General features: G+C 29.4%; 15 protein-coding genes, 1 other RNA gene and 1 riboswitch. Of the genes, 2 read left to right on the top strand and 14 right to left on the bottom strand.

Features of this window, described 5'->3' with window-relative positions:
• Positions 1 to 320: 320 nt before the first annotated feature.
• From D2A34_RS08995 to D2A34_RS08985, 3 genes are read right to left on the bottom strand one after another with little or no spacing between them, the layout of a single operon-like run.
• A complete protein-coding gene (locus D2A34_RS08995; protein ID WP_119366383.1) occupies positions 321 to 1,718 on the bottom strand; it encodes an aminopeptidase in 1,398 nt (465 codons plus the stop codon).
• A 33-nt stretch (positions 1,719 to 1,751) separates the two neighbouring features.
• Complete coding sequence (gene hprK, locus D2A34_RS08990) at positions 1,752 to 2,660, bottom strand: HPr(Ser) kinase/phosphatase (RefSeq protein WP_079441501.1); 909 nt, start codon at positions 2,658 to 2,660, stop codon at positions 1,752 to 1,754.
• A gap of 6 nt (positions 2,661 to 2,666) precedes the next feature.
• A complete protein-coding gene (locus D2A34_RS08985; protein ID WP_079441500.1) occupies positions 2,667 to 2,864 on the bottom strand; it encodes a DUF896 domain-containing protein in 198 nt (65 codons plus the stop codon).
• Positions 2,865 to 3,172: 308 nt separating this feature from the next.
• Here D2A34_RS08985 and D2A34_RS08980 point away from each other — a divergent pair, with 308 nt between their 5' ends.
• Positions 3,173 to 3,385: a hypothetical protein gene (locus tag D2A34_RS08980; RefSeq protein ID WP_079441499.1), complete on the top strand. Its 213-nt coding sequence runs from the start codon at positions 3,173 to 3,175 to the stop codon at positions 3,383 to 3,385.
• A gap of 196 nt (positions 3,386 to 3,581) precedes the next feature.
• Here D2A34_RS08980 and ssrS read toward each other — a convergent pair.
• From ssrS to D2A34_RS08960, 4 genes are all read right to left on the bottom strand, one after another.
• A non-coding RNA gene (ssrS, locus tag D2A34_RS08975) (6S RNA) lies at positions 3,582 to 3,773 on the bottom strand.
• 56 nt (positions 3,774 to 3,829) lie between these two features.
• Complete coding sequence (locus D2A34_RS08970; protein ID WP_119366382.1) at positions 3,830 to 4,228, bottom strand: hypothetical protein; 399 nt, start codon at positions 4,226 to 4,228, stop codon at positions 3,830 to 3,832.
• Positions 4,229 to 4,246: 18 nt separating this feature from the next.
• A complete protein-coding gene (locus tag D2A34_RS08965) occupies positions 4,247 to 4,492 on the bottom strand; it encodes a DUF1292 domain-containing protein (protein ID WP_079441497.1) in 246 nt (81 codons plus the stop codon).
• Between the two features lie 247 nt (positions 4,493 to 4,739).
• On the bottom strand, positions 4,740 to 5,285 hold the full coding sequence (locus D2A34_RS08960) for an ECF transporter S component (RefSeq protein WP_079441496.1): 546 nt from the start codon (positions 5,283 to 5,285) through the stop codon (positions 4,740 to 4,742).
• 283 nt (positions 5,286 to 5,568) lie between these two features.
• Here D2A34_RS08960 and D2A34_RS08955 point away from each other — a divergent pair, with 283 nt between their 5' ends.
• Positions 5,569 to 6,372, top strand: a complete 804-nt coding sequence (locus tag D2A34_RS08955) for an MBL fold metallo-hydrolase (RefSeq protein ID WP_119366381.1) — start codon at positions 5,569 to 5,571, stop codon at positions 6,370 to 6,372.
• Positions 6,373 to 6,607: 235 nt separating this feature from the next.
• Here the strand turns inward: D2A34_RS08955 and D2A34_RS08950 are convergent, their stop codons facing one another.
• From D2A34_RS08950 to D2A34_RS08920, 7 genes are all read right to left on the bottom strand, one after another.
• Positions 6,608 to 7,063 carry an 8-oxo-dGTP diphosphatase gene (locus D2A34_RS08950; RefSeq protein WP_119366380.1) on the bottom strand — a complete coding sequence of 152 codons (456 nt, stop codon included), beginning with the start codon at positions 7,061 to 7,063 and terminating at the stop codon, positions 6,608 to 6,610.
• A 435-nt stretch (positions 7,064 to 7,498) separates the two neighbouring features.
• Positions 7,499 to 9,910 carry a homocysteine S-methyltransferase family protein gene (locus D2A34_RS08945; RefSeq protein ID WP_119366379.1) on the bottom strand — a complete coding sequence of 804 codons (2,412 nt, stop codon included), beginning with the start codon at positions 9,908 to 9,910 and terminating at the stop codon, positions 7,499 to 7,501.
• On the bottom strand, positions 9,900 to 10,583 hold the full coding sequence (locus D2A34_RS08940) for a vitamin B12 dependent-methionine synthase activation domain-containing protein (protein ID WP_119366378.1): 684 nt from the start codon (positions 10,581 to 10,583) through the stop codon (positions 9,900 to 9,902). The genes D2A34_RS08945 and D2A34_RS08940 overlap by 11 nt, the downstream gene beginning before the upstream one ends.
• A 98-nt stretch (positions 10,584 to 10,681) precedes the next feature.
• Positions 10,682 to 10,792: riboswitch (SAM riboswitch) on the bottom strand.
• A 128-nt stretch (positions 10,793 to 10,920) separates the two neighbouring features.
• Positions 10,921 to 11,874: an MraY family glycosyltransferase gene (locus D2A34_RS08935; protein ID WP_079441491.1), complete on the bottom strand. Its 954-nt coding sequence runs from the start codon at positions 11,872 to 11,874 to the stop codon at positions 10,921 to 10,923.
• A gap of 168 nt (positions 11,875 to 12,042) precedes the next feature.
• Positions 12,043 to 13,065: a DUF1646 family protein gene (locus D2A34_RS08930; protein WP_079441490.1), complete on the bottom strand. Its 1,023-nt coding sequence runs from the start codon at positions 13,063 to 13,065 to the stop codon at positions 12,043 to 12,045.
• A gap of 112 nt (positions 13,066 to 13,177) precedes the next feature.
• Positions 13,178 to 14,842 (bottom strand): B12-binding domain-containing radical SAM protein, encoded by a 1,665-nt coding sequence (locus D2A34_RS08925; RefSeq protein WP_119366377.1) that lies wholly within the window; start codon positions 14,840 to 14,842, stop codon positions 13,178 to 13,180.
• Complete coding sequence (locus tag D2A34_RS08920) at positions 14,817 to 15,371, bottom strand: hypothetical protein (RefSeq protein WP_119366376.1); 555 nt, start codon at positions 15,369 to 15,371, stop codon at positions 14,817 to 14,819. The genes D2A34_RS08925 and D2A34_RS08920 overlap by 26 nt, the downstream gene beginning before the upstream one ends.
• Positions 15,372 to 15,459 lie beyond the last annotated feature (88 nt).

Raw genomic sequence — 15,459 nt, 5'->3', positions numbered from 1 at the left:
TTTAAATATAGATTTCCATACTTTAAACATATAATCTTTTTAGATATACCTGTGAAATAAAATACTTGAAGTGCTAGCATAACAAAGAAATAGAATACATATATGTGGAGTCAGGCATTGAAAAATAAGCTGCTGCATATCTTAACTGAAAGTTGTTCCAATTTTGCTTGTCCTGTGCTTGTCACAGGAGCATGCAGAAGTGGGTACAACTTTCAGTTTAGATATGCTCAGCGAAATTTTTTCACAGTCCTGCGGAACATATATGTATTCTATTTCGGTTGTTCATTGCTTCACTTCAAGTTCTTCACAATACCTATAATTTATGCTTCAATTAAGAAAGCTTTATATCCCTTTATTGTTTCATATATATCAACTTTACTTGCCACTTCCCATGGTGAATGCATATTATGAAGCGCTACTCCACAATCTATTACTTCCATATTATATTGAGCTAATATATAGGCAATAGTTCCACCACCACCTTGATCAACTTTTCCAAGTTCTGCAGTTTGAATTGATACATCATGTTTTTCCATTATATTTCTAAGCTCTGCCATGTATTCAGCACTAGCATCGTTAGAGCCTGACTTTCCTCTAGCTCCAGTGTATTTATTAAACACCATACCTCTTCCAAAAAATGCTGCATTCTTCTTTTCCATTACTGATGGGTAATTAGGATCAAACGCTGCGCTTACGTCGGAAGACAGCATCTTAGAATTAGTAAGACATCTTCTTAGTTTAAGATCATTATAACCTTCAACTTTATCAATTATTTCTGCAACTATATTTTCGAAAAATCTTGAATGCATACCAGTAGCACCTATACTACCTACTTCTTCTTTATCAACAAGTAAACAGCAACAAGTTTTATCAACGTCTTGTATTTGGAACATAGCCATTAATGAAGTATAAGAACATACTCTATCATCATGTCCATATGCCATTACCATACTTCTGTCTAAACCATAATCTCTGGCTTTTCCCGCTGGTACAATTTCTATTTCAGCTGATAAGAAATCTTCTTCATCAAAATCATATTTGTCTTTAAGTATTTTCAAAATATTTGCCTTTACAGATTTTTTGTCGCTTCCTTTTAAAGGCATACTTCCAACTAATACATTTAAATCTTCACCTTCAACTACCTTATCAGCTTTTTTCCCCATTTGATCTCCTGCTAAGTGAATCAAAAGGTCTGATATTCCTACAACAGGATCGTTTTCCTCTTCACCAATGGTGATATCTATTAAACTTCCATCTTTTTTTGCTACTACTCCATGTAGGGCTAACGGTAATGTAACCCATTGATATTTCTTAATTCCACCATAATAATGTGTATCAAGCAGTGCCAATTCACTATCTTCATAAAGAGGATTTTGCTTTAAATCTAATCTTGGTGAATCAACATGGGCCCCTAAAATCTTCAACCCCTTTTCCATAGGTTCATTTCCAATGATAAATAAAGCAATTGCTTTCCCTTTATTATTAGAATAAACTTTATCTCCTGGCTGTAATTTCTTGTTTTCATTAATTATTTCTTCTATATCCATGTAACCTTCTGCTTTTGCTAACCTGATTACTTCTTTTATGCATTCTCTCTCAGTTTTACACTTTGACATAAAATCTTTATATTCATCACAAAATTTAAATATATCTTTCACTTGTTTCGCATTGTACTTATTCCATATATTTTTACATAACTCTTTCTTATCATTTTTCATAGCCATTCCTCCTTCTTTGATTCTTAATCAATTTTAATCATTAAGGTCATTCATTCTACTTTCTATTACATCTACTGGCGTAATCTTTGACATCAATGCATGCCTATAATTAACTGCTGCTGCTTCGATAATAACGGCTATATTTCTACCTGGTCTGATAGGTACAGTTAATTTCTTCACATTAATTCCTAGTATATTCATATATTCATTATCTATTCCTAATCTGTCGTAATCATTATCATCTTTCCAGTGTTCGAAATGCATAACTAACCTAATTTCTTTTTCTTGTACCACCGAACTCAATCCATATAAAGTTGTGACATCAATAATTCCAAGTCCTCTAACCTCTAACATACCTACTGTTATTTTAGGGGATCTTCCTATTAATTGGCCATCTATATCTTTTATATCGACCGCATCATCGGTAACAAGTCTATGCCCTCTTTTTATTAATTCCAACGCTGTTTCACTTTTTCCAATTCCACTTTCGCCAGTAATTAATATTCCTATACCTGAAACATCGACTAAAACACCATGCAATCTTGTTTCTGGAGCAAGTTTATCCGCTAAATATATTGTGGTCTTGCTTATAAACTGTGTAGTTACTAAGTTACTTCTAACAAACCAAATATTATGCTTTTTAGCTTCTTTTATAAATTCAGGATGTGGCTCTAATCCTCTAGTAATTATTAAACAATTTATATCAAAACTAAAATATTTCTTAACTCTTTTTTTTCTTAGTTCTATTTGCATATAATCTAAAAAGCTCCATTCAGCTTTTCCTATAACTTGAATTCTCTCAGGAGCAAAATAATTATAGAATCCTGCTAATTGCAATCCCGGCCTATTAATATCGTTTACTGATATTTCTACGTCTTCCTTCCCCTCAACTAGAACTTCTAAATTCAAATCGTCTATTAACTTTTTAACTGAAACACCCAAATACTATCATCCCTTTTTTCTATTTTTAGGTTCTACACCTTCTAATTGTGCTCTAAAGTTTTTCTTAACATTATCTATGTACTTTTTTCTAAGTTTTCCTTGTAATTCTTTTTCTTCTTCTGTCAATTCTCTTTCTTGACTAGTTCTGTATAATAAATTTATTTTTTCTACAACTTGTTCTATTTTTGCATTTTCAAAATCCATTACAAATTCATCCTTTCTATGTATCTATCAATAATTTTACCATTTAAAATAATATAATCAATATGAATTTTTTCGACATCATTCATTTTATTTTTAGTATGCGTGTCGAACAGTTTTTTTGTAAAATATATACATTTTTGTTTTATTTGGAATATTCTCGGGTAGAAAAATATACTTTTTATAACTTTATATCATTTTTTTACACATTATTGTCATTAATTGTTAAATGAAATATTTTTACAAATTTTATTTTCTTGTTTATAATAAATCTATAATATTAACCAATCATGGTAAAAAGAGGTGTAATTATGAAAACTTGGGCATTATTTAAACTTAAATGTAATATTTCTTTTAGAAGACATTTACTTAATTTACTTTTATTATTTTTCTCACCAAGTAAAAGGTTTATAATTGCTTTATCTCAAAATTTGGACAAGCACATTGTTTTATATCAAAAAGAATTAAATTCTTTATACAGCAAGCAACATAATTCCAAATCTGTCAAAGAGATAGCTGCTTAATATAAATAAATATTATCATAAATTTACAATTCTATATTCTTAGTTTTATGATAATTTGAAATAATATACTGTAAAGTCTTCTTTTAAAATTTGCATGATAAAAAGACTAACTCGAGTTAATTTAGTTAGTCTTTTTAATTAATTATATTTTCATAATAAATAAAACACCTCATTACTGAGGTGTTGAATACAAATCATAGCTCCCAACATGCCGTCCACCTATATATTCAAGTCCTGCGCCTCGCAGGTGGGTTAAGCGCAATCCATTCCTGTCTTCTACCGTCACAATCAGTGATAAAATGAAGCCTGACATTTATGAATCTATTGCAAATCCCGATAATATCATGTAGGTTGAATATCATAAGCTTTACGCACATCTCAGGAAATCTATGATTTAATTATAGCATATGATACTATATTTTCAATAGTATTTTTATTCCAATTTTACTCAAAGTAATCGTTTAAAATATCTTCCATTTCCGTATCTGTTAACTCATCTGAAAATGCTGCAATAAATTTACAGTATCCGCTATCTCCATTTTCCATTCCAAACTCTTTGTATTTAGCTTCTAATTCAAACTCTTCCATTGCTTCTTCTAATATTGATTCAACATTATCTACTGCAATATCTCTTAAATATGGAATGTAGTATTCTTTATACCATTCGTCACTTTCTGGTTCAAAATCGCTTTCCTCTGTTGAATAAGCTTTTGCTGCACTTAATTCTTCTTTATCAAAATCATAGTAAAATTTTATTATTACATAATCGCCTTTTCGTTTTATTTCCTCAACATCAGTTAAATCGCTATCTTCTAAAAAGCTTATAATTTCTGAACTTTTCATTGATTTCACCTCTTTTATCTAATACAATAATTTCTTATATTCCTTTTTAATCTCTTCGAACTCCTTATCATCTTCAACAAGATTAAGCTCTTCTATACCTTCCTCATTTACATCTATTCTAAAGGCAAACATATCATCACTTGTTTCATCTACAGGTGATAATAATAAATACCCTTGTTCCCCTAAGTATATTTTTGCTATTGCTTCAAAATCGACTTTGTTTCCCTCTTCATCTCTAAATGACATTATTTCTTTTTCTTCCAAAATGTCCACCTCTTCTTTTCTACTTGTAACTCATCTTATTATATTCGGAGTTGAATCACAATGTTTTTAATTTATTCTAACCTTATTATATGATATTTCATATTTTTGTCTATATTTTTTTATTATTTTTCTATAATTTCTATCCTATAGCAAAAACTAAAAAACTCAGTTCATACTTTAGTATATAAACTGAGTTTTCTCTTTAAAAGTTTTAACTTGTTTTAGTCAATTGATTTTACATTAATTTTTACTTGATATAACTATATTGCTGTTTAGTTTTAAAGTCTCCAAAGACATTATAGATACTCTTCTTACTCGCTCTTGCAACTGATCTAATTATTCCATATGCAATTACACTATCAACAGCATGATGTACAATTGTTCCAATACCTGTTACTACAATTAAAGTAAAAAGATTTAACCCAACAAAAGGTATTACAACTAATGCTTCTAATATTCCGTGAATAGGTGCTGTAATAGCTACCGCTTTAGTATAACTTTGATTTTTCATAATTAAGTAAGCACCAACATATCCAACAACAATATGAGTTGCTGCTCTTGCCACTATTGGGGCTGGCATTCCTGCTATTAAAAACCCAATTGTAGAACCAATTCCAACTACCACCGCTACAAAAGGTGATATTAACATTGATAACATCATTGGTACATGTGAAGCTAATGTCGCTGAGAATGGTGGAATCATTATTCTTAAAAATCCAAATTGAATAGGTATTAAAATCGCTAAAGCAGTAAGTAGTCCGGCATAAACCATTTGTTTTATTTTATTATTCATTTATCCTGTCTCCTCCTCTGTTTACACACTGTATATACACTAGTATATATTATACACAAGCATAAGTAAATGCTTTTAAATAATTTATGTACAAACCTTCTATGTTTTTTCAATCTTTTATTTCCTTGATATTATTCCTTATAACTTTTATAATATAGTTAATTTGAAACTACATATAAGAAAGAAACTTAATTTATCCTATTAACTGGATATAAAACTCTACTTGAAAAGTTTCACTCTATATTGTCTTTAATATTCTTATCTTTATGCAAGGAGATTTAAAATGGAAAAAATAAATATACTTGGTACTGGTTCTGCTATGGTTACAAAATGTTATAATACTTGTTTTACTTTATCAAAAGATGATGAGCATTTCCTTATTGATACCGGTGGCGGTAATACTATACTTACAAATTTAGAAAAGTTAGATATCCCAATTAATAGAATACATAATATGTTTATATCGCATAACCATAATGATCACATATTAGGTAGTGTGTGGATTATTCGTGCTGTGGCGCAAGGCATATTAAATAATAAATACACTGGAAACTTAAATATTTATTGTCATGAAACTTCTATAGATGCGGTAAAAACCATTTCGGCATTTGTCCTTCAAAAAAAATTTTTAGATATGTTTGATTCAAGAATTATATTCAATAAAATTAGCGACAATTATACTGTCACTATATTAGATAGACCTACTACTTTCTTCGATATACATAGTACTAAAGATCTTCAATATGGTTTCAGGACTTTACTTTCAAACGGTAAATTCATGACTTTTTTAGGCGATGAACCTTATAGAGATGCTGTTAAAGATTACTGTGAGAATGTGGATTATTTATTTCATGAAGCGTTTTGCCTGTACTCTCAAAGAGAAATTTTCAAACCATATGAAAAACATCATGCTACCGCAAAAGACGCATGTAAAAATGCTAAAGAATTAAATGTTAAAAATGTTATACTATATCATACTGAAGATAAAAATTTAGAAAAGAGAAAAGAACTTTATACGAATGAAGGAAAAGAAGAATTCCAAGGTACAATATATGTACCTGATGATTTAGATATAATCGAATTATAAATATTCATTATCTATAAAATAACCTAATTATATCTACAAATCGCAGCTTTATAATTGTTTTAACAAAAGTAAAATTGAGGCTATACCTTATGAGTTTGCTCTATAATATAGTTTAGGACAAACTCATAGGTACAACCTCTAAATATAAAGTTCTTTGTATATTTAATCCCGATTAATATTTTATTACAATAGTACATATGTCTTGAATTTCTATATATTTTCATATGTAAATTCTTTATCTAAATTTTAATTCACTTATGTTATGCTCATTCCAAGTTCCAAATCCCTCAGAAAACTTCCTATCAAAAAACATTGGTAATCTTTCTTTAAAGCCATCTGAGAGTTTTAGTTCCAGCAACTCCTCCCTATTAATCCAAAACACCCTGCCCTCATCAGTTTCTTCTAAAAGTTCTCCACTAAATGTTTCAGTTCTATAATTGAATACGAAATATTTATCACCCGTTTGGTCATTAAATCTATAAATAATTCCACATGGCTCTAATTCAGATATAGTTAACCCGGTCTCTTCCTTTATCTCTCTAATAATTGATTCTACTATACTTTCTCCATCCTCAACGTGTCCTCCCGGAAAAGCAATGCCTTTCCAAGACTTAATCCTCTCTTGAACTAAAACCTTGTTATTAGTTCTATCATAAATCATACACATATTTGTTAATTCAACTTTTGACATTATCTACTCCACCCCACAATTTATAAAACTAAAATCTTATGCTTCATTCGATAAAGCTAACAGCTTAGGTTAATACATATTTTTCTATAATTATTATAACTTATCTTTGCATTATTTTATCAATTCTCCATTTATTTGTATTATTATTTAGACAAACAAAATTTAAAGAAAATTAATACTTTGACATATATTATATACTAGAAAGAGAAGGTGCTCTTTTACGCAGAGTTGCATTGAAAATGGAACTGTAGGCATTTCTTCATTAAAAGTTGTTCCATTCTTGCTTGTCATTAGCTTGCCTAAGGAACAAGCAGGAATGGTGCAACTTTTAATGTTTGAAATCCACAGTTCTATTTTCTAGCAACCGAGTAACAGAGCTCCTTCTCTTTCGGTTGTTTATTATATAATTTAAGCTTATCAGAAATTATCTAAGTATTAACCTAATACTTCTTTTGCTATTTCTACTGATTCTTTTGCATCTTTTGCGTAAAAATCAGCCCCTATTCTTTCAGCAGTATCTTTTGTTACTACTGCTCCACCAACGAATATCTTCCCATCATATCCGTCTTCTCTCAAGGCCTTAATTGTTTCTTCCATGCTCCTAAGAGTTGTTGTCATAAGGGCACTTAATCCTATTAAAGAAACATTATGCTTTTTAGCTTCTTCTACAACAGTTTTTACAGGTACATCTTTACCTAAATCTATCATTTCATAGCCATAGTTTTCTAATATTACTTTTACTATATTCTTTCCTATATCATGAATGTCACCTTTTACTGTAGCTACTATTATTTTGCCTTTTGAGATAGATTTAGCATTACTCTTTACTATTTCAGCCTTTAAAATACTAAAAGAGTTTTTTACGGTTTCAGCAGCTTGAATTAATTGTGGCAAGAAAAGTTCTCCCTTTTCATACTTGTTTCCTACTTCATCTAAAGCTGGAATTAAATATTCATTCACTATTTCAAGCTCTTTTTTGACTTTTAAGAGTTCTATTGTAGCTTGTTTCGCTTCTTCTTTCAACCCTTTGATAACAATGTATTTTAAATCATGTTCTACATTTACATTATTACTTGAAGTATTCTTTCCTGCTCCGCCACCTTTAGCAGTAACTGCTGTTGATACTTCAACATTAGCATAGTTATTAATATATACTTCGGCTCCTTTATCATAATTGTATAGTACATTATAAGAATCAATGACTCTAGTCATTCCACTTACATTTGGATTAATTATAGGTAAATCCAATCCATTTGCGAGAGCTAATGCTAAGAAAGTTTCATTAATTAATTCCCTATTTGGAAGACCAAAAGATATATTAGAAACTCCCAGTACTGTTTTTGCGCCCAAGTTTTCTTTAACCATTCTCACAGCCTTCAATGTTTCCTGAACTTCTTTCTGTTGTGCAGAAACAGTTAATACTAAACAATCTATAAATACATCTTCTTTCCTAATTCCATAATGCGCTGCTCTATCAATTATTTTTTTAGCAATTTCAAATCTTTCTTCAGCCTTTGCTGGAATTCCTCTCTCATCTAAAGTCAAACCGACAACACTAGCTCCATATTTTTTTACTAGAGGTAGTATTCTATCTAAGACTTCATCTTCACCATTTACAGAATTTAAGATAGGCTTCCCATTATAATATCTAAGTCCCGTTTCTATAGCTTTATGATCTGAAGAATCTATTTGAAGTGGTGTATCCATTATTCCTTGAATTTCTTTTATAACCCTATGCATCATAGTAGGTTCATCAATTTCAGGTAATCCAACATTTACATCTAAAATATGTGCCCCCGCCTCAATTTGAGAAACAGCTTGGTTTAATATATAATCAAAATCTCCATTTTTTAGTGCCTCTTTAAATATCTTTTTACCAGTTGGATTAATTCGTTCACCTATTATTCTAACACGATCTATTCTCACAACTTTTGAAGGCGTACATACTGCTGAATAATAACTTCTTTCTACAGCTGTAAGTTTTTTGTCTTTTACTCTTAAGTTCAATTCCTTTATATAATCTGGAGTTGTTCCACAACATCCTCCAATAACTCTGACCCCCGAGTCAATAAAGCTGCATAATGTGTCTGCAAATTCTTCTTTTGTAACATCATATTTAGTTTCATTTCCTATTGATAGCGTTGGAAGTCCTGCATTAGGCTGAACCATAACTGGAATATGTGCCAAATTACATATTTCCTCTATAACAGGTTTCAATTGCTTTGGCCCTAATGAGCAGTTTACTCCTAGTGCATCTACCCCTAATCCTTCTAGTACAAGTACCATGGCTTCTGGAGAACATCCTGTAAATGTTCTTAAATTCTCTTCAAAGGTCATTGTACAAAATACAGGTAAGTCTGAGTTTTCTTTTGCTGCAAGTATTGCAGCCTTAAGCTCATATAAATCGGTCATCGTCTCAATTAGAACTATATCAACACCCGATTTAGCACCTTGAACCACTTGACGTTTGAAAATTTCATATGCTCTATCAAAACTCAAAGTCCCCATTGGTTCCAAAAGTTCTCCAATTGGTCCAATATCTAAAGCAATGTAGGTATTACTATCTCCTTTTGCTTTTCGTGCAATCTTTACTGCAGCATCTACAGCCACCTCTACTTCAAGATTACAAAGCTTCAACTTAAGTTCATTAGCACCAAAAGTATTAGTTGTAATTACATTTGCACCACTTTCTATATATTCCCTATGAATTTCTTCTATTATATCTGGTTCTTTTATATTTAATAGTTCAGGATTTTCACCTAGTTTTAATCCCTTTTTCTGAAGCATAGTCCCCATTGCTCCATCAAATATTAATATATTATCTTTTATATATTCCTTAAGCCCCACAATTTTCGCCCTCTCTTCTAAAACTGCAATTTTGATAATTATTACATTCTTCACAGCTCTTTTTTTTCTTTTTTATTCCATTCTCTACTATTCCTATTATAGCTGTAACAGATTTCCTAGGAAATAATAAATTATTTTCTGATACAGTAAGTCCAATCTTTTTCTGTGCATCCAAAGCTCTTAAAAAACTATTTTGAACATCTAAGGGTAAATCACCATAACCTGGACTATACCTAAAAGTTATATCCATACCTTCCAATGCGGCTTTTTCTTTAACATCATTCTCAACTATGTCACAAACTTCTTCTACCGCAGTAGTAGCACAAGCATCTAATATAAGCGCTCTCGTTAGATCAATCTTTTCATATAATCTTGTCTTTTTCTCTACTTCATTTCCTAAGGTTACTGCCATTAATACACATACCTTAGAATTGCTTAAATGTTCTTTTATATCCTTGCCTTTTAAGACTAAATTTGTAGTTATAACCTCTACACCTTCATCATTCTGATGTATATCTTTATAATTATAGACAACTCTAGGATTTATAATTTTTTTAATCTCTTCTCTGCATTCATCAATTATTGAAATCATCTTTTCATCTATATCTTGCCCTTTATACCCCAGGTACCTTAGCACTTCATCTCTGTTTATCTGTAGTTCATAAGCCCCCATTTGTTCACCACCTTATTGCTAAAATATAAATATGTACTTACATAAAGTTATAAAAAAAAGCCTAAAGGCATTCCTCTAGGCTTAAAACTTCCTAAAACACCTTATCTTTCAGTTCTTACACTGCTGGATTTAGCACCAAGTATACTTCAAAAAAATAAACCGGTTGCTGGGTTTCACAGGGCCAGTCCCTCCACCACTCTTGATAAGTTCTTATATTTAGTGATTATATATTATAAAATATAGTTTGTAAAGATTTTATTTTTCATAGTCTAAATTAAAATATAAACAAGTGCTCTAATTTTGATCAATATATAATTTGTTTTATTTCTTACATGGTTTATTGTTTTACTAACAAAAGAATTATAGAAAATATACTAAAAGTTAAACTTATGAGCATGATATAATTTATAACTTGTACAGTTGTAAAACCTTTTTCTTCCAACCTAAAATGTATTTGACTTCTATCTGCCTGATACACCGGTTTACCTTCCGAAAATCTTTTAAATATAACAAATAAATTATCAAATATTGGAACAGCCAAAGCTAATATTGGTATAAATAAACTCATAACTGTAGCTTGTTTAAACGCACCGTCTAACGCAGTAATACTTAGAATAAATCCTAAAAAATTTGCTCCTGAATCACCCATGAATACTTTTGCTGGAAACTTATTGTAGTATAGAAATCCTAAAATTGTTCCACCCAATATTATAGATAATAATGCTGATTTACCTTGATCAAGTATAAGTGCTGCTAGAAAAAATGTTATCGCAGAAATTAATGACAAACCTCCTGCTAATCCATCCATTCCATCAGACCAATTGATTACAGTGGTAACTCCAAATATCCATGTTATTGTAAGTATAAATTGTATTGTTGAATTCAATTCTATATAAGAATTTGTAAAAGGATTTGTAAACCCTCTAAAAAAAATTCCTGCTTTAAATACAAGTATCGCTGATAACAATTGGATAACCAACCTTGGAAATATGGCAAATTCTTTTCCTTTTGACTTATACCAATCGTCTATTAGTCCAATTAATACTATCATTGTTGCTGCAACAAAAATTGCTAATTGTTTTTTCATATCATCATCTTTATAAAATATAAAATATGATATAAAAAAACCAATATATAAAGCTATCCCTCCACACAATGGTGTTGGAGCTTTATGTTGCTTTCTTTTATTTGGTTTATCTGTAAAATGTAATTTGTTAGCTAGTTTCATAAGAAATGGCATGATAATCAGTGCAATTGAAAGCGAAACTACCATCGCTAATATATAATCCATCTTTCCTACTCCTTAGTTAAGTCTTTAGAAGTAAATTATCCCCAAGTATTCCATAATGGCTTACTTCCTATTAGATTATACTATTAATGATATGTTATATCAATTACAAAATTATTAATGTTGCTGCCATCTCTTAAAATATTTAACCTCTATTATTCATTTATGTATCTATCTGACAAATAAAATTACAAAGTAAATTATCATAATGAAAAATCCTAATGGAACACCTAACCTAATCCATTCGCTACTTTTAATTTTCAATTTACCAGCTGAAATAATATTAGGAATATTCCCCGGAATCATCATTCCACCACTAATAAGTAATCCCATTAATACCGCTTCAATTTGTAATTTTGACATTTTAACACTTATCTCAGCTGCAGCTAATGTTGCATTATCTAGAATTGCTGAGCATATATTAACCCAATATAGATAACGGGTATCGAGAGATATTATATATGTATCAATAACTGGTTTAAATCCTTCCCCTAGTAAATCTAATGCTATAATAAATAAGAAAATTTTAAGTGCTCTTATTACTATAGTTCTATTTGTTTCTTGGATAATAATTTCTTCTTCTTTCTCTTCTTGAATCCTCTCCTCTTTTGCAAATATCATTCCAAAAATTCCAAGAATCAAGATGCCTGGAATAATATAAATACCAAACTCATTGAAAAGAAACCAAAAGCTTTCATCAAGCCTTGAAACAACAATTGTAGCTAAAGGCTCACCTATTGGTGTTAATACTGCTCCAAGCCCAATTGAAAAGCATGAAATTATATTTATGTTTATTTTATTTTTTCTACTAATCGGAAGCATACTTATTATCTCAACAAGTAGAAGAGATGCTATAATTGCAGTTATAATGCTGGATAAAAGCCCCAAAACTACAATTAATAAATATACAAAAAACTTTAGTGGAATATATTTTAATATATTGGTTAGTACTGCGTTCACATGATCAGTTAACACTTTAAATAATAACCCACCTAATAGTACAGCTAATACGATGATATACATAAATTCATTTTTAAAAATATTTAAAAAAAGTTCTTTATTTAGAACACCAGAAGTAATAGATGCCAGAATCCCTATAATAAATAGAAATGGTTCAAGGTTTTCTTCTACCGTCTTCGATATAATAGGAAATACGAAAGTTATTACTAAAAGTGAGATTAATATGTACAACATTATTATTCCTCCCTTCCTTTGTCATATGATAGGTTAAAATAAGTCCTCAAAGCAATAATAAAGTTATTATTTAAAATCCCCACTTCAATTATTGCTTTAATTAGATTCCATCCTATTTATTTTCTAAATATATATATTTAGAATTATCATTAAAAATATAATATGAATTTTTATCTAATATTTCATTATTTGAAATATATCTTTCTATGTCCATATTGAATTTTTCTAATTGATATTCTTTAAACGAATATTCTTCTCTTAGTTCCTCTTTAATACTTTTCTCTTCTTCCTTTAACATATCACTTCTTAAAAACTCAGGTAATCCTCTTCTTTTATTGTATATTAGATAATTAAATCTAATTATTTCTTTTAAGTACTTATTGCTTTCTTTTAGTATCATTTCATTAAAATCTAGAAATAATTTGTAATATTCTGCATTTCCTATATTTTTGCTAAAGTATCCTTGTTTTTCAAAAAACATGCCTAAGCTATAATAAAAATCAAAAGGTTTCTCAAATTTATCTTCAAAATACTTAATTATAAGCTTAAACTTTTGAGAATTGTAATACTTATCAACCATTTCTTCTACTTTCTTAAGCTTTAATAGTTCTTCATAAGAAAGTTTATCCGTTTTTAAAATTTCATATGGAGGGTATGGTGAATATTCCATTCCATATTTATCTGCATCTTCTCTCATAGAAGATCCTTTTAATAACTTTAAGAAACCAAGTTGTATTTCTTCAGGTTTTATTTCATACATATCATTAAAAGACTTTTTGAAAGATTCATAATCTTCTCCTGGAAGTCCTGCTATTAAATCTAAATGCTGGTCTATATTTCTTAATGCTTCAATTTCTAAAACTTTTTCTTTTATATCATTAAAATTAACAAATCTATTTATATTTCTTAAAACCTCATCATTAGTTGTTTGCACCCCAACTTCAAATCTAAATCTCCCTTTTGGAGCCTTTGATAAAAGTTCTATTTCTTGAGGCTTCAATATGTCAGCTGATATTTCAAAATGAAATTGAGTATTTGTATCTTGTTTTATTAAAAAGTCCCATATTGCCATAGCAAATTTAGAATTGCAGTTAAATGTACGATCAACAAATTTAACTAATCTGACTTTTTTATTTATGAAATACATTAAATCTTTTAATACTCTATCAATATCTAAAAATCTAACTCCATGGCTTGTAGATGAAAGGCAGTAACGACAACTGAATGGGCATCCTCTTGAAGCCTCATAATATACAATTTTATTGCTTAAATCTTCATCTTCTTCATATGGAAATGCTATTTCATCCATTGACATAAGTGGACGCTTTTCATTTGAATAAACTATATTATCCTTTTTGTAATGAAGTCCTTTTATATTTTCTAACTGTAGCTTTCCTAATTTATATAATATAAAATCTCTATATGTTTTTTCTCCTTCCCCTTCTATAACATATTCCCCTACATTATTTTGAAGAAAATTTCTTGAATCAAAAGAAACTTCTGGACCACCATAAAGAATTTCTATATTAGAATCTACTCTTTTTATCAGATTCGCTACCCTTGAAATTAATTCAACATTCCAAATATAGGTTGAAAATGCTACTACATCTGGTTTTTCTTTCATTATCTCTTCTAGTATTCGGCCTTCTCTATCATTTATAGTGAATTCCTTTATTTTGCTTTCATAATCAATGTCCCTTGTAAAACTTTTTAAATACCTAACAGCTAAATTACTGTGAATGAATTTAGAGTCAACTGCTGTGATTAACACTTTCATATTCAACTTTCTCCTCTACTTTAACTTTTGTCGTTAATTTTTTCCCTTTAATGAAAAAAACATCTTCCCATGCTTTAGTTTCTTCTATTTCAAAGTATTTTTCAAGAATTTTTTTTATTTCTTCAATATTTGAACTTAAAAGTACATTTAAATTTCTAAAAGTAAATTCCTTTATTTTCCCATTAGGTAATATAACCTTTATTTTATTGTTAAATACTTTCCCCCTTTCCTTATTTATGTCCCAAACAAATATTTCACCATTTTCTTTTAAATAAGAACTTATTTCCTTGATTATTTTTTCCTTTTCTAAACTAGTCCATATCTTGTTTAAATCAAAGAAAAATGTACATGCATCATATTCTCTACTTATTAATTCAATCTTTGTATCATTGCATACATAGTCCAATGATAATTCATCCTGAGCTTCTTTAGAAATATTATATATAATGCCTAAGTTTTTTTCTCCAACATCTAATATATCTCCTTGCAAAACAATATCCTCTAAATCTATTACCAATGTCTTTCCCATAACTAACTATTCCTCCAAACCTATATACTTACAATTATATTCTACCATTTATTTACATAATTTAAATATTAAATTTAATTTCTCACAC

This window comes from Clostridium chromiireducens, assembly GCF_003575225.1.
GTDB classification, from domain to species: domain Bacteria; phylum Bacillota; class Clostridia; order Clostridiales; family Clostridiaceae; genus Clostridium; species Clostridium chromiireducens.
Note: the sequence above shows the minus strand (reverse complement) of the source record. Positions and strands in the feature narration are given on the sequence as shown.